Raw genomic sequence first — 20,466 nt, forward strand, 5'->3', positions numbered from 1 at the left:
GGGGCGGGAAACTCATCGCGGGTTGCCGCACGGAGGCCCGTCTGGCCGGGACAGGCGAAGTGGCGACCAGGACGGCGGGACTGAGCGGGGTGGGCGATCGCCTCAGGGCCTGTCCGGTGAAGGGGGCCAGACCATCGTCTGCTGGTGCATCCGCCTGCCGTTGTACCGGAAGCCGGGGACGAGCGGGGTCGGGCCGTGCTCGACGAAGCCCATGCGCCGGAAGAACCGCACGGCGCGGGTGTTCTCGACCAGGGTCTGCAAGTGGCAGCCGGGCGAGCCCGTCTCTCGGAGCCGGTCGAACCAGCGGTTCAGCAGCGCGTCGGCGGCGCCCGTGCCCCGCGCCTCCGGTGCGAGGTTGATGTGCAGGTGCGCGGGCCTGCGGGTGTCGCGGAACCCCCGCGCGGTGGGCTCCCGCCGCAGCGCGACCGACGCCGTGTCGAAGGCCGCACGCGCGAAGAAGGGGGCGGTCCTGGCCCGGAAGACCAGTCGGTGCTTCCGGATGGCCCGGCCGACGCGCTCGCTCTCACTGGGGAACTTCGCACTGTCGAGGCACCCCGTCAGGTAACCGACCATGGCTCCGTCGAGCACGGCGACGAAGAGCGAGTCCGGTGCCAGGTCCATGTACGGGTCCAGGTAGATGGCCGCTTCGGAATCCTGGTCGCCCCACAGGCCGGCGCTCGGGGACGCTTCACCCGCGCGCCGGAACAGCCTGCGCAGCTCCGCGCGGTCGGCCTCCGTGAAGGAGCGCACCCGGATCATGATCGGCCGGCGCAGGCGAGGCGGGTGCGGGTGGCGGGCCGCGCGGCCAGGCCCGCCCAGGCGCCGGTCAGCGGCGCCGTGGGCTTCGGCGTGCCGACGCGGTCCGCGGTCGTCCGCTCCTCCACCGTGGTCATCTCATCTACAACGCTCCCAGCGCGATACCCCATTCCGAAGCGTCCTGTACGTCGCAGGCGGGCGCGGTGGCCGGCCGGCAACGGCGGAGTGCGCGCGGGCGGCCGCCCCGAGGCGCCGGTTCGACTCCAAGCAAGATCCACGGAACTCGTGTGGAACGTTCGGCGTCCCAGCCGCCTCCCTACTTGTGACAGGCAGATTCCTCAGGGGAGGCACACATGCGATCATCTCGGCAAATGCCCTGGGTGGACGGCGTCGAGCACCGCTTCGTGGAGGCGCGCGGGATCCGCTTCCATGTCGCCGGGGCGGGTGAAGGGCCGCCGCTGCTGTTCCTGCACGGCTTCCCGCAGCACTGGTACGCGTGGCGACATCTGGTTCCTCTGCTCGCCGACCGGTACCGCCTGGTGATGCCCGACATGCGCGGGGCAGGCTGGTCGGACGCGCCCTACCGGGGGTACGGCACCCGGGATCGTTCCGCCGACATGCTCGCGCTCATGGACGCCCTCGGGCTCGACCGGGTCGGCCTGGTCGGGCATGAGTGGGGTGCCTGGGCGGGCTTCAGGGCGTGCCTGGACGCGCCTGACCGGTTCACCCGGTTCCTGGCCCTCAACATCGTTCACCCCTGGCCCGACCAGCGCGCCACCCGCCGTAACGCCTGGCGCATGTGGCACACCGCGCTGTGGGAGTACCCCCTGCTCGGCGGCGCGATCCTCCGGTACTGGCCGGGGTTCACCCGATATCACCTGCGCCGGGGCGTCGACGACCCCGCCTGCTGGCGCGCGAGCGAGCTGGAGGAGTTCGTGGAATCGGTGCGGTCGAGGGCTCACGCCCATGCGGGACGCGCCCTGCACTGGCAGTACGTGCTGCGTGACATCCCCGCCCTCGCCACCGGCCGGTTTCGCCGCGAGCGCCTCGCCGTTCCCGCGACGGTCCTGCTCGGCGCCGGTGACTTCGCATTCGTCCCGGAAATGCTGGCGGGCGGGGCCGGCCATGCCGACGATCTGGACTCCAGAGTCGTCCCTGGCGGGCACTATCTTGCTGACGAACGACCCGAACTGGTCGCCGCGACCATACGAGAGCTCTTTCCCGCGCCAGAGACCGTCGTTCAGAGCAGGCCATTCGCAGAGGCCGGGCCCGACCGCGCGCCGACTCCAGCGCGGGCACGCACATGACCAGGCGGGAGCACGAAGGGTGACGGCCGATCCCGAGCACGTCGCCGCGCTGGTCCGGGGCGCCCAGCGCGGCGACAGCATGGCCATGCAGGAACTGCTCGATCTGCTGGCCCCCTACGTCGGCAGGCTCTGCGGGCCCATCGCCCTGCAAGACGGCCCGGACGCCGCGCAGGAGACATTGATCGCCGTGTTCCGCGGGATCTCTCGCCTGCGCGAGCCCGCCGCCCTGTTCGGCTGGGTACGGGCCATCGCGATCCGTGAAGCCGTCCGGACCGCGCGCCGGTCCGGGGCGCCCGCGGAGCCACTGGATCTTGACGCCGTGCCTCACACGGGTGATCCGCAAATGGCCGCCGACGTCAGCGACCTCCTCGACCGGCTCTCACCCGAGCACCGCGCCGTCCTGGTCCTGCGCGACGTGGAGGGCCTGGACGAACGGACCGTGAGCGAGCTGCTCCAGATCTCCACGGGAACGGTGAAGTCGCGTCTCCACCGAGCACGCAAGAGCTTCCGGAAGGCATGGCAAGGATGAACGAGCCCCGTTGGCCCGTGGCAGATCTCGACACGGTGAGGCACCTGCGTGTCATGGCCGCCTCCCTCCCCGGTGCCACCTACGCGGAGAAGGTGCTGGCCCGTTCGCTGGAAGAGGTCTGGGCGGTCGCCGGCGACCTGGAGACCGGGTTCCCCATGCTGCTCGGCGACGTCCGCACGATGCGCATCGCCCATGCCGACGGCGAACGCCTGGAAGTGATCGCCGTCGGCCGGCTGGGGCAACGCGCCCGGTTCGATGTCGTCATCCGTCCGGGGTGGTGCTGGATGCAGAGCAGGTTCCTGCACGGAGGGATGGCCGCCGCGCCCGAGGGCGAAGGCACCCGCGTCGCCTTCCTCGGAGCGCTCCGCATCCCCGGCATGCGCCTGGCCGATCCGATCCTCCGCACGCTGCCCTTGGGCGGCCGCGTCCTCCGCCGCCTCGAAGCCCGCCTGCAAGCCCGCGCGGCCGGGTGAGGCCGGTGTCGCCGCCTCCGGCGGACGTGCCTGTTGGCAGGGATGGACGCCGCACCGCCAGGCCTGGCAGCGCGAATCGATTCGCCTCTGGTTCCGCGCTGTCCCGGACTTGACCCTGACGTTGCGTCAGGCTCCACGATGAACGCATGAGCGACTACTTCGAAGCGTTCGAGGTCAGCCCGGTCCCTCCGCCCGGGCCGGACGCGACGCCTCCTGAGATATACCGGGGCATCTACGGCATGCCGATGTTCGTCAACGTGCCGACCTCGGACCTGGCCGCGTCCGTGGATTTCTGGGTGCGCGGGTTCGGCTTCATCGACCTGTTCACGATCCCCGGCCAGGTCACGCACCTTCGACGGTGGAGGTTCCAGGACGTTCTGCTCGTCCCGACCGGCGCCCCGCCGGCCCCTCCAGCGGTGAGCATCAGCTTCTCCTGCGTGCTGAGCCAGATCGACGAGATCGCGCAGGCGTGCACCGCGCTGGTGCCCGGATGCACGGCGGGACCGCGAAAGACCCCCTGGAACACCGTGGATCTGGAGGTCATCACGCCCGAGAACGCCCGTGTGATCATCACCGCGGCCCGTGCCCTCGACGCTGACAGCCCCGAGGCGCGCAACCTCGAAGCGGTCGGAATCCCCCTCCCCAAAGGGTGAGACCGCGCATGTCAGACTCGACGGCGTGACCGACAACGCGATGGACGATGCCGCGGGCCCCGGCGGGATGGCCGTCGGGGCCGCGGCATCGCACGCGGGTGTCACCGTCCGCACCCTCCATCATTGGGACGCGATCGGGCTCGTCCGCCCGTCGGGACGGACCGCCGGCGGTTACCGGCTCTACTCGGCGGCCGACGTCGCACGCATCCACCGGGTTCTCATCTACCGCGAACTGGGTCTGTCCCTCGACGACATCGGTGGTCTCCTCGACGCTCCGACCACTGACATGACCGTGCCGCTGAGACAGCAGCGCGCCCAACTCCTCGACCGCATCTCCCGCCTGCAGACGATGGTCGATGCCGTCGACCGCCTGATCGAAGCCGCGGGCGCCGGCATCCTGCTCTCCGCGGAGGAACAAGTCGCGATCTTCGGGCAGAGCTGGAAGCCGTCGTGGCTCGCGGACGCACGCGACCGGTGGGGCGACACGGCTCAATGGGCGCAGTCCGCCGAGCGCGCCGCGGGCAGGACCTCCGAGGACTGGCAGCAGATCGCCGACAACATCGCGACGCTCGAAAGCGACCTGGCGGCGGCCAAGCGCGCCGACGTCAGGCCGGGCAGCGCCGAAGCCAACGCTCTGGCCGAACGGCACAGGGCCTCCATCGGCGAGTACTTCGACTGCACCCATTCGATGCAGGTCTGCCTGGGAAGGAGATACGCCGCCGACCCCGGCTTCACGGCCTACTACGACGCGATCGAACCAGGCATGACCGCCTGGCTCCGCGACATCATCGACGCCAACGCCCGCGACAGAGGCATCGACCCGGACTCGGCCACCTGGAGCTGACGCAGCCGCGCCCACCCGCCGCTGCGAGAACGGCGAAATCTGCTCGAACGCGGAGCATTCCCACAGCACCAGCGATGCGCGGCACCCACCGCTGTCGCCGCGACCGGGAGGCGGCGGCATCCTCAGTCTCCCCGGCGGCCGATCTCCAGGCGCGGCCAGTCGGCGAGGTCCCTCAGCAGCTGCCGGTCGTGGGTGGCGACGACGACGGTGGCTCCGGTGGCGCGGATCGCGCCGGTCAGCTCGTCGACCAGCGCCGACGACAGGTGGTTGGTCGGCTCGTCGAGCAGGATCAGGCCGGGCCGCGCGGCCAGCGCGAGGGCCAGGTCGAGGCGCCGCCGCTGGCCCTGCGACATCCGCGCGGTCGGCGTGCGCATCGCAGTCGAGTCCAGCAGCCCGAGCGCCCCGAGCGGGACGACGTCGGCGTCGCGCAGGGCAGTGCGGGCCATCAGCCGCCCCGCGTGCTGGGCGTACACCTCGCGGGCGGTGAGGCCGGGGTCGTGCTCGGTGGTCTCCTGCGTGATCAGGGCGACCCGGGTGCCGTTCGCCCTCCAGAGGCGTCCGCTCGTGGGGCGCAGAGAACCGGCCAGCGCCGCGAGCAGCGTGGACTTCCCGGCACCGTTGGGCCCGGTGACGAGCAGCCGGTCGCCGCCGTCCAGAGCGAGGTCGATCGGGCCGGCCAGGCGCCCGTCGACGGCGACCTCGTGGGCCCGGAGCTGCGGTACCCGCGCCCGGGTACCGAGGTCAGGCCATCGCAGAACCGGCGGCGGCTCCGGCACATCGATGCGGTGCGCCTGGAGGTCCTCCTGCCGTCGGTTCAGGGCCCGCACGACGCCCGGCGCGCGGGACTGGCGCTGGTGCTTGCCGGTGCCCTTGTCGGGCCGCCAGCCGGTGGACAGCCGGTCGCGCGCCTTCGACACCGCGTCCTGCAGCCGCCGGTGCTCGGCCTGCTGCTCCTCGAAGTCCTGCTCCCAGCGCTCGCGCTCGCTGCGCCGTGCGTCCTGCCAGGCGTCGTAGCCGCCCGCGTACAGCCGCGGCTTGGCGTCGCGGCTGGGGTCGAGGTCGAGGAACCGGTCGGCGACGTCGCGCAGCAGCGCCCGGTCATGGCTGACGACGGCGAAGCCGCCGTCATGTTCGCGTAGCCGCCGGGTCAGGAAGTCCAGACCTCCCGCGTCGAGGTGGTTGGTCGGCTCGTCCAGCAGCAGGACGTCGTGCCGGGCGGCGAGCAGGCACGCCAGCCGCACCCGGTAGCGCTGCCCGACCGACAGCGTCGACAGCCGCCGGTCGCGGTCGGTGCACGCGCCGAGCGCGTCGAGGGCGACGTCGAGGCGGCGTTCGGCGTCCCACGCGTCGAGCCGGGTGGCGGCCTCCAGAGCCGTGGCGTAGCGGTCGTCGGCGGCCGGATCACCGGCGGCCACGGCCGCGGTCGCCTCGTCCAGCGCGGCGAGGGCCGCGAGCGCGGCGGCCAGCGCCGCGGACGTCAGGGTGCCGACGGTCTCGCCGTCGCGCGCCGCCAGCTCCTGGCGGGCCAGGCCGATCGTGCCGGCGCGGTGCACGGTGCCCTCGTCGGGCGGGATCAGCCCGGCGAGGACGTGCAGCAGCGTGGTCTTCCCGCGCCCGTTCTCGCCGACGACGGCGATCCGGGACCGGGCCGAGACGGTGACCGACACGGCGTGCAGGATCCGCCGCGACCCGCGGGTGACCGCGACGTCCTGTGCGCGGACGTGCGCGCTGCCGCCCGCCGGGACGGGCAGGGACATGCTCTCGGGAAAAGGGGTGAGGCTCAAAGGGTGCTCCGCAGCTCGCCATGGAGCCGGGCAGAGTCAGGCGACCGCCCGGCAGGACCCGGGACGGCGAACGCGGATTCAGAGAAGGAAGGGCGCCGCCGTCAGCGGGCGCTGCGGACCTTCTGCGACCAGATGCCTCGTGCCATGCCGCTCACGCTACCCGTCCCGCCTCACGGCTTCCAACGAATAAACCCCCGATGGCCACGCCTCCCGCCGACGTTCGCCGACCACCATCAGGTGTTCCAGAGCGCCTGGTAGTGCTGGGGGCGGGGCGGTTCCCCTGGTAGCGGATCGGTGTTGTGGGATCTGAGGCCGTCCAGCGCGATCGCCAGCAAGCGGGACCGCACCTCTTCCTCCCCCTGGGGCGGCGAGCCCGCGGCTGGGCGGCTGAACTGCCTGATGAGCAGGAAGACGTCCATGGACGTCACGCCGGTGCGGAGCACACCGGCGTCGCGGGCCCGGGCGATCAGTTCGTCGGCCAGGCGCTGGGCCTGTTCGCCGGCCTCCCGCATCTCGGATGTGACCTCGACGGTTCCGGCCAAAGGGGACAGAGCGCCGAACCCGAATCGTGCGCACTGCTGGACGTAGTAGGCCAGACCCTGCCACGGGTCGTCTATCGCCAACCCGGCCTTCGCCGCCTCCGCGAGGTGCTCCATGGAGTCGGCGCACAGGCATTGGAGCAGTTCCTCCTTGGTGCGGTAGCGGCGGTACAGGCTGCCCATCCCCACCCCGGCCCGCTCGGCGATGGCGGACACCGGCGCGTCGAACCCCTGGCTGAGGAAGACCTCGCGGGCCGCCTCGATCAACGCTCGGTCGTTGCGGGCCGCGCGGGCCTGGGGTCCCCGCCTGCGCGGTGCGGTGGCTTCGGCCATGAGCCCAGGATACCCATTGCGGAGCGTTCCGCTCCGAGTTAGGTTTACTCGGAGCGGAACACTCCGAATGAGAAGGATTCACTCATGTCTTCCTCCGACGCCGTCCTGGTCATCGGCGCGACCGGCAATCAGGGCGGCGCCACCGCCCGTCAACTGCTGGCTCGCGGCCGGCGGGTCCACGCGCTGGTGCGTGACCCGGGCAAACCCGCCGCCCGTCAGTTGCAGGACAAGGGTGCGGTGCTCGTCCAGGGCGACCTCGACGACGCCGACTCGCTGCGCAAGGCGATGGACGGCGTGCGCGCGGTCTTCAGCGTCCAGGCACTGGCATATGAACCGCGCACGCTGGCCGCCGAGGTGCGTCAAGGCAAGACGGTGGCCGACATCGCCGAGGAGTCCGGCGTGGCGCACCTGGTCTACAGCTCCGTGGGCGGCGCCGAACGAGACACCGGCATCGACCACTTCGAAAGCAAGGCCGAGATCGAGCGGTACATCCTGGCGCTCGGACTGCCCACCACCATCCTGCGCCCGGTGTTCTTCATGAACAACCTGCTGCACTACGCCGACGCTCAGGACGAGCGCGTACTGGCACTGCCGGTCAGGCCCGACAAACCCATGCAGTTCATCGCCGCGGACGACATCGGCGTCTTCGCCGCCGACGCCTTCGACGACCCCGAGCGGTCCATCGGCCGCCAGATCGAACTCGCCGGCGACGAGCTCACCTTCCCCGAGGTCGCCCGGATCTACCAGCGCGTCACCGGCACCCCGACCCGGTTCGAGCCGCTCCCGATCGAAGAACGCATGTTCCAGTGGTTCGCCGAAGCCGGATACCAGGCCGACATTCCGGCCCTGCGCCGGCAGCACCCCCACCTGCTGACCTTCGAGCGGTTCCTCACCCAGCGACTCGCCCCGGCCCGCCCCTGACCACTCCAGAATCCACTTCGGCATCGGCCGGGCGAACCCACGGGCCGGAGGTCGCCGGGCCTGCCTGCCGCTGGGCGACCGGCTTCAGCTGTGCATGCGGGCCCAGACGACCTTTCCTTCGCCGGTGGCGGAAGGGCGGGTGCCGGTCTCCTTGGCGAGGGCGGTGACGATGGCGAGCCCGCGACCGTTCTCGGACGTGAGCGACGGTGGGCACCGGACCGGCAGACCGGGGGACGGATCCCAGCACTCCAGCAGCGGCGCCCCCGCCCGGAGGGCGCAGCCGAGACGGATCCGGTGCCCGGGGGTCGCCGCGACGGCGTTGGACACGATCTCGCTCATGACGAGGCTCGCGTCGTCGATCACTTCACGGTCGAAACCCCAGTTCGTCAGCGTGTAGCGGACGAGCTCCCGGGCGAGCACCACGCTCGACGGCACGGCGAGCAGGGTCAGGCGCACCTCCGGAACCCCGTGCGCCGACGTGACGAATTCAAGATCGTTCATGAGAGCCGTCCCCAGTTGGAGGATTGTGCTCTCACTCTTCGTGTCGAAGTTCTAACTTGAAGTGATAAGCGAGGGTCGCGATACACCTGTGGGGGAGCGATGAGTGTTCGAGAGTCGATCGACCCGGCGTCTTCGCTGTGGGCCTGGCTGGCGTTCGACCTGTGGTTTTATCGCACGCAGCGGGGTCTCTCCCTGGCTCAGACCGCCATGATCGTCCACGTGACCCGGGCGACCGTATCCAACTGGGAGGCCGGACGCCTCCGGCCGCGCGATACATACCTGAAGCGCCTTGACCAGGCATGGAACACGGGTGGCCATTTCGAGCGGCTGCACATGTTCGCATGCGGTGGACACGATCCGGACTGGTTGTGCGACGTGAAGTCGCACGTTTCGAGTGAATGCATGATTGGAGGCCGATGGAAAGTCGGAATGCATTCCAGGCTAGTGCCTGAGCCTGTCCCCGTCGTGACATGCGTGCTGGCTTCCTGAGTCAGTGGGTGTGAAGCTCACGGAAATCCCAAGGGGGCCGATTCCGTCTCGGTCCTACAGGTGGGGAAGGTCGAGTGCGGGGTGAACGCAAGTGAATCTTTGGTGATGCTCCGTTATAGGGACTCGCTGAGACGGGTGGGAAGGCAGCGTGACAGGGACGGGTCGTTGAGATGCGGCCGGCGGTGGGCAAGGAAACCACTTGCACCGCATGGGCACCGCTGTCCCCGGAGTAAAGAAGGCACCCAAGCTCGACCGCTTCTCGAACGTGCGGAACATGGAAACCCGGGTCAGGTCCAACGAGGTTGGTAGGCCGATCGTAAGAGGGGCATAATCCCTGGCCTGGACAGGATGCTCAAGAAGCCAATGCCGGTGGCCGAAAGGTGACAGGAAAGCGGACTGCGAAGCCAGCCCTCCGATGGACTGTCCGTATAACTGGCCGGATACGGGCCGATGCCCGGACGCGAAAGCGTGCTGACGTGAGCAGGTGGATCTTTGAAGGAAACTGTCTATGGCATCCGAACCGAGGGGCAAGTTGGACGCCGAAACGGCGAACGGACCTGAGGGCCTGCCGATCCCGGAACAGGGTCGTCTCGATCTGGATGAGAGTTCAGAGTGGGGGCGTATTGACTGGTCCGAACAGGAGAAGCAGGTACGCCGCCTACGACAGCGGATCTTCAAGGCGGTGCAGGAAGGGGACCTGGCGAAAGCCAGGAATCTACAGAAACTCATGCTGCGGTCGCAAGCGAACACTTTGGTGAGCGTGCGACAGGTGACGCAGCGGAACGCTGGACGGCGAACGGCGGGGGTCGATGGCGAGGTCGCTCTGACCCACCAGGCCAGAATGCGCATGGCGAAGCGAGTCCATCGCAGCAGGCAGGATTGGCGCCCCCGTCCGGTCCGGCGAGTGCACATTCCCAAGGCCGGTAACCCCGCGCGCATGCGTCCGCTCGGCATACCGGTGCTGATGGACCGCTGTCATCAAGCGCGAGTCCGGAATGCACTGGAGCCCGAGTGGGAGGCTCGGTTCGAGGCCAAGTCATACGGGTTTCGGCCGGGCCGAGGGTGCCATGACGCGATCGAGGCCATCTATGAGACGTGCAAAAGCAAGACCGCAGCACGGCTATGGGTGCTCGATGCGGATTTGGCTGCGGCATTCGACCGGATCGACCACGAAACGCTGATGGAGGCTATCGGCCTGTTTCCCGCTCGGGAGATGGTGCGTGAGTGGCTCCAGGCGGGAGTGTTCGAGGCGGGACGCGGGTTCGCTCCCACCGAGGAAGGAACTCCGCAGGGCGGGGTCATCAGCCCGCTACTGCTGAACGTCGCGTTACACGGTCTGGAAACGGTCGCTGGGGCCAGGTACAGAACTACCGGGCCCAAGGCAGGACGAAGTTATCCGGATTCTCCGGTAGTGGTCAGGTACGCGGACGACCTGGTGGTGCTCTGTCACACCCGCCATCAGGCCGTGCTGATCAAGGAGCGACTGGCGCGATGGCTGGGCGGTCGGGGCCTGTCCTTCAACGAGGATAAGACCCGCATTGTCCATGTGGCCGAGGGGTTTGACTTTCTCGGCTTCAACGTCCGCCGGTATGGCTCCAAACTCCTGATCAAGCCTAGTAAGGCGGCCGTACAGCGGATCAGGTCGAGACTCGCGTTTGAAATGCGTCGGCTGCGCGGCGCAAACGCGAAAGCAGTGATTGCCGCCCTGAACCCCGTGATCCGGGGGTGGGCGGCGTATTATCGACCGGTGGTGTCGTCGAAGGTTTTCGAAGATCTCGACACGCACGTGTGGAGACTCACCTACAAGTGGGCCACGCACAGCCATCAGAATAAGCCAAAGTCATGGATTATCCCCAGGTACTATGGCCAGTTCAACAAGTTCCGGAACGACAGGTGGGTGTTCGGGGATCTCGAGTCCGGCGCCTACTTGGTTATGTTTCGGTGGACGGAAATTAAACGGCACGTCATGGTTAAAGGATGGGCGTCTCCGGACGATCCTTTCCTGGCCGAGTACTGGGCTCACCGCCGCAGACGGAGTAAGCCGCCGCTCGATCGGTACACCATCAGGCTACTGGACGAACAGAACGCCATATGCCCGAGGTGCGGGGACTATCTGCTGACCGCAGAGCAGCCGCCGCAATCCCCACAACAGTGGGAAAGCTGGTGGCAGCAAGTTACCCGGCGAGCAATAGCGGCGAGCTATCTCCTGATCGTGGATGCCCCGGAATCCGGCCGCCATGGTGGCGCCAGGACCCGCTTAGTGCATACACACTGTCATCGAAGCTGGCTCTATAGCCAACGTCGAAGCAGAACGCAGCGTGACCCTGAACCGTCGCTTGGATCTGCTTGAGCCGTGTGCCGTGACGAATGGCACGCACGGTTCTGAGGGGGCGGGGACGCAGTAATGCGTCCCCGCTACCCGACCCGTCAATACGTCCAATACGAGATGGCTGCGGAGATCATCAAGGTCTTCCATGGCAAGCACGTACCTCTGCTGGTGCAGACGGAGGATTACGCGCAGGGCGTGCTGCGTGCGGCAGGGCACGTACACGAAGCGGAGGCGACTACCAGGGCTCGAATGAAGCGGCAGGAGATCCTCCTGAAAACCGACCCGCCCTACCTCTGGATCCTCATCGATCAGGAGGTCCTTGAATGTCCTGTCGCGGGCCGTGAGGTCATGAAAGAGCAGATGGCGCGTCTTCTGGAAGTGGCGGAGCTGCCGCGAGTCTGTGTGCGGATCGTCCCTCGCGAGGCGGGATGGCATCCGGGACACGATGGCCCCTTTCAGGTGCTGCGGGTGCGAGGGCGCGAGATCGCCTATGCCGGGGCGCAGATCGACGGGCGTTTGATCGAGGCCGGTGAACAGGCGGACGTCTTGGCGATACGGTTCGATCAGATCGGGGCAATGGCCCTATCGCGAACGGTTTCACATGACCTGATCGAGCGAACGATGAGGACGTACGAGTGATCACTTGGCGAAAGAGCTCCTATACCGGCGGCGGCAACGACGAGGCCTGCGTGGAGTTGGCGGAGCTGGGCGGCCGGGTGTGGGTGCGGGACTCCAAGGATCCGGATGGGGGCCGCCTGGCGTTCGGGCGTGAGGCGTTCGCCGAGTTGCTGACCCGCGCGAAGCGCAACGGCCTCGACCTCCACCGCTGACCAGGAGTCTCGTGCGGCGGCCGCTTTTAATCGGTCGCCAGGTGCGGGGGGTGCGGATAGCGTCGCCGGACCATGGAACGGTTTGGGCGGTTTCTCAATGTTGTCGATGTGGAGGCGACCTGCTGGGACGGGCGGCCGCCGCCGGGGCAGGTCAGCGAGATCATCGAGATCGGGCTGTGCGTCGTGGACGTGGAGTCGCGGAGCCGGGTCGCCAAGCACCGCATCCTGGTCCGTCCCGTCCGGTCTGAGGTCAGTGTGTTCTGCACCGAGCTGACGGGGCTGACCCAGGACGAGGTCGACGGCGGCGTCGAGTTCCGGGGGGCGTGCGCTCTTCTGGAACAGGAACACCGGTCGAGGTCCCGTGCCTGGGCGAGCTGGGGTGACTACGACCGCAAGCAGTTCGAGCGCCAGTGTTCGGCCGGTCGGGTCGCCTATCCGTTCAGTTCGCGGCACACCAACGCCAAGCAGGCTTTCACCGACTGCTTCGGCCTCCGCCGGAAACTCGGGATGAGCGCGGCGCTGGCCCATGCCGGTCTGCCGCTTGAGGGCCGTCACCACAGCGGGGCCGACGACGCCTGGAACATCGCCGCGCTGATCCTCCAGATCATGTCTCGTGAGGAGCGGTCGGGCGGTGCGGTCTGATCAACCGGGGGTGCCGGTGCCGCCTGTGAGGAAGACCTTGGCCGCCACGGTGTTCTGGTGCCGGACCCAGTCGTCGAAGTCTTCGCGGCGGTAGCGGGGGTCGGCGGGCATCAGCCTGATCTGGGGCCGCTCGTCCATCCACCAGATCGTGAAGTCGGTGGTGGTGCCTTTGGCGGGCCACCGCGCCCGGTCCAGAGGCAGGTGGAGGACGTCGACGAAGCCGCCGACGGGGAGGCCGAGGTCGACGCCGACCCCGATGGCGCCAGGTCGTGGGACCCAGGCGACGGTTCCGGTGAGGGGTTGCCCGAGCTGGAGCCGGGACCAGAGCCGGGGCCACTCGGCGGAGTCAGGGCGGTAGACCTCGTCGTGCCAGGTGCTGGGGTGGTTGGACTCGTCGATGAAGGACTCCCGGGTGAGGGGTTCGGTCGGGATCTGCGATGTGCCGCATGCCGGGCGAGGGCGCGGCGGCGGGATGGCGCCTGCCTCAATTTCTCGGCGTTCCGCCGAACCCGGCTTTTCCGGAACAAGCGCCGAAAACGCCGTGGAACACAACCGCGGAGCCATCGAGGACGTAGCTGATGGGGCAGCCGTAAATGCCCCTGAAAAGGCCTGTGAGTACGTTGATGTACCTTTTTGGGGAGGTCCGCTTTTTGTTGCGGTGGCGCCCGAGGGCGCGCTACGCAAGGGACCGTTCGCAGCACGCCGCGAAGCGCAACGCGTTCCGGATGGCGCCTACGTTCGCCGTACTGCATGCGGGACGCTGGTCGGAGCGGGTGTTCCGTCGGCGGCGCTCGGCTCTGCGCGAGGCGTACGCCGGGTGTCGGCCGCGATACTGCCGCCGGGTGTCCGCTCCGCTCCTGCGGCTGGTGACTCCGGCCAGGCGAAGTGCGGAGTTCCTCCTGGTGGGGCCCCTAGTGGGCGCGTCAGCGTAAGATCACCGGATGTCGCCGCAGTTGCTTGGTTTGCTGATCGGTTCCGGGTTCGGTACGGCTTTCGTGCTCGCCAACGCGGGAGAGCCCCTACCGGAGGGCGCCGGGGTCGCGATGCGAATCCTGGCGGTGGTCTGCCTGGCCGCGGTGGTGGTGGTCGGCTTCCGTGGGGACCGGCGCGGGGGGACGGGCCGCGGCGACGCGCGGCCGGGGTGGTTCGGGCCGCGGTTCGGGCTCGTCGTGGTCGCGGAGTTCGCGCTGATCTTCGGTGGGATCGCCGTGCTGAGGGCGCTGGACGCTCCACAGGAGATCAACGTCGCCTGGATCGCGTTGATCGTCGGCCTGCATTTCGTCGTGCTGGCACGGGTGTGGAAGCGGGGCGCCATCGCGGTGCCGGGGATCGTGCTGTCCGGCCTCGGAGCGGCCGGAATGATCATGGCTGCGGGGTCGTCCGTGGAGTGGATCCCGTTCGTCAGCGGCGCCCTGTCGGGCGTCACGCTGCTCGCGGGGTCGCTGTACGGCGCGGCGCGGCGATGACCCGGCCTTCCGCCCTGTCCGTGCGCTGCCCGCCGTCCGCGCGGCGGGCGAGGCCGGATGCGGTCGCGCCGTTCCGCTGACCGACCGGGCGGTATGTAATGCGCACCATGCGCCTCCGCCCCCTCGCCGTCCTCTCCGCTCTCGTTCTCTCCGCGCTCGTCCCGGTGGGCGCGGCCCGCGCCGACCGCGTTCCCGACGACCAGCCGCTCCCCGGATACACCATTGACAATCCGCCGCTCGCGCCCGTCCAGGTGCACGGGCAGCCGTCACGGGTGATGCAGGGTGTCCACCGCCATGCGGCCTACGACATCGAGGTGCCGCCGCAGTGGAACGGCAAGCTGGCGCTCTGGGCCCACGGCTATGCGGGGCAGGGCCGCGTGCTGAAGGTGGAGCCGCCGCAGTACGGCCTGCGGCAACGCCTTCTCGACCAGGGGTACGCGTGGGCGGCGTCCTCCTACTACGACAACGGCTACGACGTCCGCGCAGGCGTGCTGGGCACTCGTGACGTCGCCGAATTGTTCGCCCGCGAAGTGGGACGTCCCAAGCAGCGCATCATCACGGGTGTTTCCATGGGCGGGCACATCATCGGACGGTCGCTGGAGCAATTCCCCGGGTATTACGACGGCGCGCTTCCCATGTGCGGAGTTCTCGGCGACCAGGAGTTGTTCGATTACTTCCTCGACTACAACCTCGTCGCGCAGGACCTGTCGGATGTCCGCGAATACCCGGTCACCGGGCAGTACGCGACGGTGACCGTCCCGAAGATCGAGGCGGCGCTCGGGCTGACCGCGCTGCGGCCGGGCGGGCCGGACACCACGAACGAGCGCGGGAAGCAGTTCCGCTCGATCGTCGTCGAACGGACGGGCGGGACGCGTCCCGGCGCCGGGCAGTCGTTCGCGCTGTGGAAGGACTTCCCGTTCACGCTGGCCGAGCCGTCCGTCCCGGGCGCCACCCTCGCCGAGAGTCCGGGCCAGGTCGGAACCAACGTGTTCACCCGGTACGAGCCGAACGAGCCGGTGGACGTGAACAGGACGGTCCAGCGGGTGCGGGCCGAGAACCTTCCGGCGCGGCTGTCGAACCGGCTCTCCCAGGTGCCGCGCATCAGCGGGCGCCCGGACGTCCCGGTCCTGAGCCTGCACGGGCTGGGTGACCTGTTCGTCCCGTTCTCCATGGAGCAGATCTACGCGAGGGACGTCGCGCGGAACCACCGGTCGGGGCTGCTCGTCCAGCGTGCCGTCCGCACGGCCCAGCACTGCGAGTTCTCGGACGCGGAAGCGGGCACGGCCTGGGACGATCTCGTCCGCTGGGTCGGCAAGGGCGCGCGGCCCCTGGGGGACGTGACCACGAGGCCGTCGGTGGTGGCGCGTCCGGACTACGGATGCCGGTTCAGCGATCCCGCCGCCTACGCGGCCGGGACGGGGACGCGGCGGCTGTTCCCCGCCTGCCCGTAGACGGGTTCCGGCCACACGCGCCCGTGGCCGGATCCCGGTGGATCATCACAGGTCGGTGGCGATGATCTTCTCGATGTTCCGCTCGGCGAGGGCGGTGATGGTGACGAACGGGTTCACGCTGGTGTTGCCCGGGATGAGCGAGCCGTCGATGGCGTAGAGGCCGGGGTGGCCGTGCAGCCGGCCGTAGTTGTCGGTGGCCTTGTTCAGGACGGCGCCGCCGAGCGGGTGGTAGGTGAGGTGGTCGCCCCAGATCTTGTAGGAGCCGAAGAGGTCGGTCCGGTAGATCGTCCCCTCCTTGCTGTTGATCTTGTCGAAGATCGACTTGGCCATGTCGATGCTGGTCTGCTTCCAGGCGGTCTGCCAGTTGAGGTCGGCCCGTCCGGCGGAGGCGTTCCACGAGAACTCGGCCCGGTGCGGGGTGTTGGTGATCGACAGGTAGAACGAGGCGTACGTCTCGATCCCGGTCGGCAGGGGCGCGACCTCGGCGAACGCGCCGCCGGCGTCCCAGTTGTCGATGCCGCCCGTCGGCATGCCCGACTGGAGGCTGCCGGTCGGGTCCCACAGGTGGTTGGCGCGGCCGACCATGACGTTGCCGTTGTCGCCCCAGCCCTTGCCGATCTCGCCGTTCAGGTTGGGCAGGGCCCCGGTCGCCTTCAGCTTGACCAGCAGCTTGCTGGTGCCGACGCTGCCGGCGGCGAAGAACACCCGCGCGGCGGTCACCGTCTTGGTCGCCACGACGTTCCCGCCCGTGTCGATCTGCTCGATGGCGACCGTGTAACCGCCGCCGGACGCGGGCGACACCGACGTCACCCGGTGCTGCGCCGAGATGGCGACCCGGCCCGTGGCCTTGGCCTGCGCCAGATAGGTCTTCTGGAGCGACTTCTTGCCGTAGTTGTTGCCGTAGAGGATCTCGGCGTTGAGCGCCGACTTCGGCACGGCGCCGGCCGCCTCCTGCTTCATGTAGTTGAAGTCGTAGACGTTCGGGACGTAGACGAACTCGAACCCCGAGCGCTGGGCGTGCTTCCGTCCGACACGCGCGTACTGGTAGCAGTCGGTGGTGTCGAACCAGGCCCGGTCGATCTCGTTGACGCCCAGCCCGGAGTTGGCGCGCGGGTAGTAGACGTTGTACATCTCGTCGGCGTTCACGGAGGGCAGGATCGCGCTGAACCGCGACCGCTTCGGCGTGACCGCCATCCCGCCGTTGACGAGCGAGCCGCCGCCGACGCCCCGGCCCTGGTAGACGAGGATGCCGCCGAAGTCCTCGGCGTCCAGGATCCCGGTGTACTTGGGGACGTCCTTGTCGATCGGGAAGCCGAGGAAGTTGCTGAGCGGCTGCTTGGTCCGCGTCCGGAGCCAGTAGGCGCGGTAGTCCGGCGACCTCATGCCCGAGAAGATCTTGCCGTCGGAGCCCGGGGTGTCCCAGGTCATGCCCATCTCGACCATGTGCACGTCGACGCCCGCCTGGGCGAGGCGCAGCGCGGCGACCGAGCCGCCGTACCCGGTGCCGATGACCAGGACGGGGACGCGGGCCCCGTTGGGGATCGGTGCCGGGACCGGGGCCGCCGAGGCGCCGGTCCGGCCGAGAAGGCCCAGCCCGACGATAGAACCGGTTCCAACGATGAAACCACGGCGAGACACGCTAAGGGACGGGGTGGAGTCACGCATGTGACCTCCCTCACTCGTGAGATTAGAACGTGTTCTATATCGAAATATGAGTCACGTCACGAGCTGACCGAAACTTTCCCGTGTCCACATGTGGACTACCAAGTGCTTGCTTGGGACCTGGTACATTCCGCGCATGATCTCCGTGGTCGTCTGGGGTACCGGCAACATGGGACGGCTGGCCGTCCGCTCCGTCGAGGCGCATCCGGCGCTCCGGCTGACCGGCGTGATCGTCCACGATCCCGCCAAGGTGGGACGGGACGCGGGCGACCTCGCCGGCCTCGGCCGCGACCTCGGCGTCGCGGCGACCGCCGACGCCGAGGCCGTGCTCGCCTCCCGTCCGCAGGCCGTCGTGTACGCCGCGTCGGGCGACGTCCGGCCCGACGACGCGCTCGCCGACGTCCTCAGGGCGGTCCGCGCGGGGGCGGTCGTCGTCACCCCCGCCCTGTACGCCCTCTACGACCAGCGCGGGGCGCCGCCCGAGATGCGCGCGGAGGTGCTGGACGCGGTCGCCGAGGGCGGCGGCTCCCTGTTCGCCTCCGGCGTCGACCCCGGGTGGGGCAACGACGTCCTGCCGCTGCTGGTCAGCGGCCTCGGCGGCACGATCGACGTCGTCCGCTGCCAGGAGATCTTCGACTACTCCACCTACGACCAGCCCGACTCCGTCCGGTACCTGGTCGGCATGGGCCAGCCGATGGACTACGAGCCGCCGATGCTCGCCGCGACCGTCCCGACCATGGTGTGGGGCGGCCAGGTCAGGCTGATGGCCCGCGCCCTCGGCGCCGAGCTGGACGAGATCCGCGAGACCGTGGACCGCCGCCCGCTCGACGCGACGATCACCACCGAGTCCATGGGCGAGTTCGAGAAGGGCACGCAGGGCGCGGTGCGGTTCGAGGTCCAGGGCATCGTGGCGGGCGAGCCCCGCATCGTCGTCGAGCACGTCACGCGCATCCACCCGTCCTGCGCGCCGGACTGGCCGATGCCGCCGGACGGCGACGGCGCGCACCGCGTGGTCATCGAGGGCGTCCCGCGCATCGAGGTCACCGTCGAGGCCACCGACGAGCACGGCAACCGCGCCGCCGGAGGGAACGCCACCGCCGCCGGGCGCCTGGTGAACGCCATCGACTGGCTCGTGGACGCCGAACCGGGGCTCTACGACGCGCTCGACGTTCCCGTCCGTCCCGCCGTGGGAAAACTCGGCAGGACGGCGCCATGAGAGGCGCCACCAGAAGGGCAGGCCCGTGAACATCGACATCCCCGAGGGCAAGGACCCGATCCAGCACGTGTGGGGCGAGATGGTGCCGGGCATCGGCCCCGCCGCCTCGAACCTCTCCCTCGCCGTCTACGCGCACACCACCCTCGGGCTCCGCGAGTTCGAGGCGGCCCGGCTGCGCGTCGCCCAGCTCAACGGCTGCCTGTTCTGCCTCGACTGGCGGACGGAACGCGACGGCGAGAAGGTCGAGGAGGGCTTCGCCGACGCGGTGACCCAGTGGCGCACCACCGGCGCCTTCGACGACCGCACCCGCCTCGCCGCCGAGTACGCCGAGCGCTACGTCCTCGACCACCACGGCCTGGACGAGGAGTTCTGGAGCCGGATGCGCGCCCGCTACGCCCAGGCGGAGATCGTGGAGCTGAGCATGTGCATCGGCTCCTGGCTGGCCTTCGGACGCCTCAACCGCGTCCTCGGCCTCGACGCGATGTGCGTCCTGCCCCGCCCCTGAAGCCCTGCCGCCCGACGCGGAGGCGGGCCCGGCGCCACCCCGCGCCGGGCCCGGTATCCGGTGAACCGCGCTCCGGGCGAACCGCGAACCCCTTCGGACCCGTGCATCAGCGAATCACGGCTCCTCGCATTAAGTCAACTATTCCGACTGCTTTAGTGTAGATAGCCGTGCGCCGGCGATGCGGCGCGGGGTCAGTCGCCGCCCACCTCCTCCGCCACCTCGTCGATGTGGGTCAGCTTGTCGGGGTTGGTGACGGCGTAGACGCCTCGGACGTGGTGGCCGTCCGGGTCCAGGTCGAGGACCATGACGGCGAACGGCGCCTCCTTGTCGAACAGCACCGCGGACGGGTCGCCGTTGACGGTGCGGTAGACGATGTCCAGCTCCATGGGCCTTCGGGCGGTCGTCCCGGCGATGGCGCGCGCCACCTTGTCGGCCCCCTGGATGGGACGCAGCGCCGCCGTGGCCTTGGACTTGCCGCCGCCGTCCGTCCACAGCGTCACGTCCGGCGCGAGGATCTCCATCAGCGCCTCCAGGTCGGCGCCGAGGGCGGCCTGCAGGAACCGCTCCGTCGCCTGCCGCTGCACCTTCGGGTCGGCCTGGTAGCGCGGGCGGCGGGCGTGCACGTGCTCCCGGGCTCGGTGCGCGAGTTGCCTGATCGCCGCCGGGCTGCGGTCGAGGATCGGCGCTATCTCGGTGTGGGCGTAGCCGAAGACCTCGTGCAGGACGAACACCGCCCGCTCCAGCGGCGTGAGCGTCTCCAGGACGACCAGGAGCGCCATCGAGACGGCCTCGGTGCGCTCGGCGGCGTCGTCCACGTCGGTCCGGGCCACCAGCGGCTCGGGCAGCCACGGCCCCACGTACGTCTCGCGCCGCCGGCTGATCGCGGCCTGCCGCGACAGCGCCGTGTTGACCGCGATCCGCACCAGGTAGGCGCGCGGGTTCTCGATCTCCCCGGGCGCTCCGGCGGCGCTTCGGGAGGCCCACGCCAGCCACGCGTCCTGAAGGACGTCCTCGGTGTCGGCGACGCTCCCGAGCATGTTGTAGACCACCGAGAACAGAAGCTCCCGGTGATCGGCGAACACCCGCGTCGCGGTGTCGTCCGCGATGCCTTCGGACATGGCTCGACCTCCTGTGCGCTCCCCCCTCAGAGCGAGACCGGCCCCCGGATCGTGACATCCGCGGCCGGAATGTGACCTGGACCTCATTCGCGTCCCGCCGCGTCACACTCCCGCCCCC

General features: G+C 69.4%; 23 protein-coding genes. 15 read left to right on the forward strand and 8 right to left on the reverse strand.

Going from position 1 to position 20,466, the window contains the following annotated elements; genetic code table 11:
* Window positions 1–102: 102 nt before the first annotated feature.
* Window positions 103–759 carry a GNAT family N-acetyltransferase gene (locus BKA00_RS35970; RefSeq protein ID WP_185032711.1) on the reverse strand — a complete coding sequence of 219 codons (657 nt, stop codon included), beginning with the start codon at window positions 757–759 and terminating at the stop codon, window positions 103–105.
* Window positions 756–893, reverse strand: a complete 138-nt coding sequence (locus tag BKA00_RS35975) for a hypothetical protein (RefSeq protein WP_185032712.1) — start codon at window positions 891–893, stop codon at window positions 756–758. Before BKA00_RS35975 ends, BKA00_RS35970 begins: the two co-directional genes overlap by 4 nt.
* A 234-nt stretch (window positions 894–1,127) precedes the next feature.
* On the opposite strand from BKA00_RS35975, the gene BKA00_RS35980 reads away from it, so the two are divergent.
* The 5 genes from BKA00_RS35980 (at window position 1,128) to BKA00_RS36000 (ending at window position 4,562) form a co-directional block, all read left to right on the forward strand.
* Window positions 1,128–2,063 (forward strand): alpha/beta fold hydrolase, encoded by a 936-nt coding sequence (locus BKA00_RS35980; protein ID WP_185032713.1) that lies wholly within the window; start codon window positions 1,128–1,130, stop codon window positions 2,061–2,063.
* A 19-nt stretch (window positions 2,064–2,082) separates the two neighbouring features.
* The gene (locus BKA00_RS35985; protein ID WP_221493433.1) at window positions 2,083–2,592 is read left to right on the forward strand and encodes an RNA polymerase sigma factor; all 510 of its coding nucleotides are present in this window, start codon (window positions 2,083–2,085) and stop codon (window positions 2,590–2,592) included.
* Between the two features lie 17 nt (window positions 2,593–2,609).
* Window positions 2,610–3,065 (forward strand): hypothetical protein, encoded by a 456-nt coding sequence (locus BKA00_RS35990; RefSeq protein ID WP_185032714.1) that lies wholly within the window; start codon window positions 2,610–2,612, stop codon window positions 3,063–3,065.
* 146 nt (window positions 3,066–3,211) lie between these two features.
* On the forward strand, window positions 3,212–3,718 hold the full coding sequence (locus BKA00_RS35995; RefSeq protein WP_185032715.1) for a VOC family protein: 507 nt from the start codon (window positions 3,212–3,214) through the stop codon (window positions 3,716–3,718).
* A 25-nt stretch (window positions 3,719–3,743) separates the two neighbouring features.
* Window positions 3,744–4,562 carry a MerR family transcriptional regulator gene (locus BKA00_RS36000; protein WP_230299299.1) on the forward strand — a complete coding sequence of 273 codons (819 nt, stop codon included), beginning with the start codon at window positions 3,744–3,746 and terminating at the stop codon, window positions 4,560–4,562.
* Between the two features lie 122 nt (window positions 4,563–4,684).
* Here BKA00_RS36000 and BKA00_RS36005 read toward each other — a convergent pair whose 3' ends face one another.
* A complete protein-coding gene (locus BKA00_RS36005) occupies window positions 4,685–6,319 on the reverse strand; it encodes an ATP-binding cassette domain-containing protein (protein ID WP_221494393.1) in 1,635 nt (544 codons plus the stop codon).
* Window positions 6,320–6,579: 260 nt separating this feature from the next.
* A complete protein-coding gene (locus tag BKA00_RS36010) occupies window positions 6,580–7,218 on the reverse strand; it encodes a TetR/AcrR family transcriptional regulator (RefSeq protein WP_185032719.1) in 639 nt (212 codons plus the stop codon).
* A gap of 84 nt (window positions 7,219–7,302) precedes the next feature.
* Between BKA00_RS36010 and BKA00_RS36015 the strand changes: the two genes are divergently transcribed.
* Window positions 7,303–8,139, forward strand: a complete 837-nt coding sequence (locus BKA00_RS36015) for an NmrA/HSCARG family protein (RefSeq protein ID WP_185032721.1) — start codon at window positions 7,303–7,305, stop codon at window positions 8,137–8,139.
* 84 nt (window positions 8,140–8,223) lie between these two features.
* Here the strand turns inward: BKA00_RS36015 and BKA00_RS36020 are convergent, their stop codons facing one another.
* Window positions 8,224–8,640 carry an ATP-binding protein gene (locus BKA00_RS36020; RefSeq protein ID WP_185032723.1) on the reverse strand — a complete coding sequence of 139 codons (417 nt, stop codon included), beginning with the start codon at window positions 8,638–8,640 and terminating at the stop codon, window positions 8,224–8,226.
* Between the two features lie 99 nt (window positions 8,641–8,739).
* Between BKA00_RS36020 and BKA00_RS40960 the strand changes: the two genes are divergently transcribed.
* The 5 genes from BKA00_RS40960 to BKA00_RS36045 all read left to right on the forward strand — a co-directional run bounded on the left by BKA00_RS40960 (window position 8,740) and on the right by BKA00_RS36045 (window position 12,930).
* Window positions 8,740–9,129 (forward strand): helix-turn-helix domain-containing protein, encoded by a 390-nt coding sequence (locus tag BKA00_RS40960; protein ID WP_185032724.1) that lies wholly within the window; start codon window positions 8,740–8,742, stop codon window positions 9,127–9,129.
* 508 nt (window positions 9,130–9,637) lie between these two features.
* Entirely contained in the window at window positions 9,638–11,479 is a 1,842-nt protein-coding gene (gene ltrA / locus BKA00_RS36030; RefSeq protein ID WP_185025919.1) for a group II intron reverse transcriptase/maturase, read from the forward strand.
* Between the two features lie 54 nt (window positions 11,480–11,533).
* Window positions 11,534–12,097 (forward strand): DUF5753 domain-containing protein, encoded by a 564-nt coding sequence (locus tag BKA00_RS36035; RefSeq protein WP_185032726.1) that lies wholly within the window; start codon window positions 11,534–11,536, stop codon window positions 12,095–12,097.
* The gene (locus BKA00_RS36040) at window positions 12,094–12,288 is read left to right on the forward strand and encodes a DUF397 domain-containing protein (RefSeq protein WP_185032728.1); all 195 of its coding nucleotides are present in this window, start codon (window positions 12,094–12,096) and stop codon (window positions 12,286–12,288) included. The genes BKA00_RS36035 and BKA00_RS36040 overlap by 4 nt, the downstream gene beginning before the upstream one ends.
* Before the next feature lie 108 nt (window positions 12,289–12,396).
* The gene (locus tag BKA00_RS36045) at window positions 12,397–12,930 is read left to right on the forward strand and encodes a 3'-5' exonuclease (protein WP_338072187.1); all 534 of its coding nucleotides are present in this window, start codon (window positions 12,397–12,399) and stop codon (window positions 12,928–12,930) included.
* Here the strand turns inward: BKA00_RS36045 and BKA00_RS36050 are convergent, their stop codons facing one another.
* Window positions 12,931–13,482 carry a hypothetical protein gene (locus tag BKA00_RS36050; protein WP_185032732.1) on the reverse strand — a complete coding sequence of 184 codons (552 nt, stop codon included), beginning with the start codon at window positions 13,480–13,482 and terminating at the stop codon, window positions 12,931–12,933.
* Window positions 13,483–13,871: 389 nt separating this feature from the next.
* On the opposite strand from BKA00_RS36050, the gene BKA00_RS36055 reads away from it, so the two are divergent.
* Together BKA00_RS36055 and BKA00_RS36060 are read left to right on the forward strand one after the other, a co-directional pair.
* Window positions 13,872–14,396 (forward strand): hypothetical protein, encoded by a 525-nt coding sequence (locus tag BKA00_RS36055; RefSeq protein ID WP_185032734.1) that lies wholly within the window; start codon window positions 13,872–13,874, stop codon window positions 14,394–14,396.
* A 107-nt stretch (window positions 14,397–14,503) separates the two neighbouring features.
* Entirely contained in the window at window positions 14,504–15,847 is a 1,344-nt protein-coding gene (locus tag BKA00_RS36060; RefSeq protein WP_221493434.1) for a hypothetical protein, read from the forward strand.
* A gap of 45 nt (window positions 15,848–15,892) precedes the next feature.
* Here BKA00_RS36060 and BKA00_RS36065 read toward each other — a convergent pair whose 3' ends face one another.
* Entirely contained in the window at window positions 15,893–17,512 is a 1,620-nt protein-coding gene (locus BKA00_RS36065) for a GMC oxidoreductase (protein ID WP_185032738.1), read from the reverse strand.
* 133 nt (window positions 17,513–17,645) lie between these two features.
* Between BKA00_RS36065 and BKA00_RS36070 the strand changes: the two genes are divergently transcribed.
* Both BKA00_RS36070 and BKA00_RS36075 read left to right on the forward strand, forming a co-directional pair.
* A complete protein-coding gene (locus BKA00_RS36070; protein WP_185032740.1) occupies window positions 17,646–18,725 on the forward strand; it encodes an NAD(P)H-dependent amine dehydrogenase family protein in 1,080 nt (359 codons plus the stop codon).
* A 25-nt stretch (window positions 18,726–18,750) separates the two neighbouring features.
* Entirely contained in the window at window positions 18,751–19,230 is a 480-nt protein-coding gene (locus tag BKA00_RS36075; RefSeq protein WP_185032742.1) for a carboxymuconolactone decarboxylase family protein, read from the forward strand.
* A 191-nt stretch (window positions 19,231–19,421) separates the two neighbouring features.
* Here BKA00_RS36075 and sigJ read toward each other — a convergent pair whose 3' ends face one another.
* The gene (sigJ, locus tag BKA00_RS36080; protein ID WP_185032744.1) at window positions 19,422–20,348 is read right to left on the reverse strand and encodes an RNA polymerase sigma factor SigJ; all 927 of its coding nucleotides are present in this window, start codon (window positions 20,346–20,348) and stop codon (window positions 19,422–19,424) included.
* Window positions 20,349–20,466: the final 118 nt, after the last annotated feature.

It is taken from the genome of Actinomadura coerulea (genome assembly GCF_014208105.1).
Taxonomy (GTDB): Bacteria; Actinomycetota; Actinomycetes; order Streptosporangiales; family Streptosporangiaceae; genus Spirillospora; species Spirillospora coerulea.

Coding starts and splice junctions, on each gene's coding strand:
- BKA00_RS35970 (WP_185032711.1), bottom strand. CDS start 759: ATGATCCGGGTGCGCTCCTTCACGGAGGCCGACCGCGCGGAGCTGCGC.
- BKA00_RS35975 (WP_185032712.1), bottom strand. CDS start 893: ATGACCACGGTGGAGGAGCGGACGACCGCGGACCGCGTCGGCACGCCG.
- BKA00_RS35980 (WP_185032713.1), top strand. CDS start 1,128: ATGCCCTGGGTGGACGGCGTCGAGCACCGCTTCGTGGAGGCGCGCGGG.
- BKA00_RS35995 (WP_185032715.1), top strand. CDS start 3,212: ATGAGCGACTACTTCGAAGCGTTCGAGGTCAGCCCGGTCCCTCCGCCC.
- BKA00_RS36005 (WP_221494393.1), bottom strand. CDS start 6,319: ATGTCCCTGCCCGTCCCGGCGGGCGGCAGCGCGCACGTCCGCGCACAG.
- BKA00_RS36010 (WP_185032719.1), bottom strand. CDS start 7,218: ATGGCCGAAGCCACCGCACCGCGCAGGCGGGGACCCCAGGCCCGCGCG.
- BKA00_RS36015 (WP_185032721.1), top strand. CDS start 7,303: ATGTCTTCCTCCGACGCCGTCCTGGTCATCGGCGCGACCGGCAATCAG.
- BKA00_RS36020 (WP_185032723.1), bottom strand. CDS start 8,640: ATGAACGATCTTGAATTCGTCACGTCGGCGCACGGGGTTCCGGAGGTG.
- BKA00_RS40960 (WP_185032724.1), top strand. CDS start 8,740: ATGAGTGTTCGAGAGTCGATCGACCCGGCGTCTTCGCTGTGGGCCTGG.
- ltrA (WP_185025919.1), top strand. CDS start 9,638: ATGGCATCCGAACCGAGGGGCAAGTTGGACGCCGAAACGGCGAACGGA.
- BKA00_RS36035 (WP_185032726.1), top strand. CDS start 11,534: ATGCGTCCCCGCTACCCGACCCGTCAATACGTCCAATACGAGATGGCT.
- BKA00_RS36055 (WP_185032734.1), top strand. CDS start 13,872: ATGTCGCCGCAGTTGCTTGGTTTGCTGATCGGTTCCGGGTTCGGTACG.
- BKA00_RS36060 (WP_221493434.1), top strand. CDS start 14,504: ATGCGCCTCCGCCCCCTCGCCGTCCTCTCCGCTCTCGTTCTCTCCGCG.
- BKA00_RS36065 (WP_185032738.1), bottom strand. CDS start 17,512: ATGCGTGACTCCACCCCGTCCCTTAGCGTGTCTCGCCGTGGTTTCATC.
- BKA00_RS36070 (WP_185032740.1), top strand. CDS start 17,646: ATGATCTCCGTGGTCGTCTGGGGTACCGGCAACATGGGACGGCTGGCC.
- sigJ (WP_185032744.1), bottom strand. CDS start 20,348: ATGTCCGAAGGCATCGCGGACGACACCGCGACGCGGGTGTTCGCCGAT.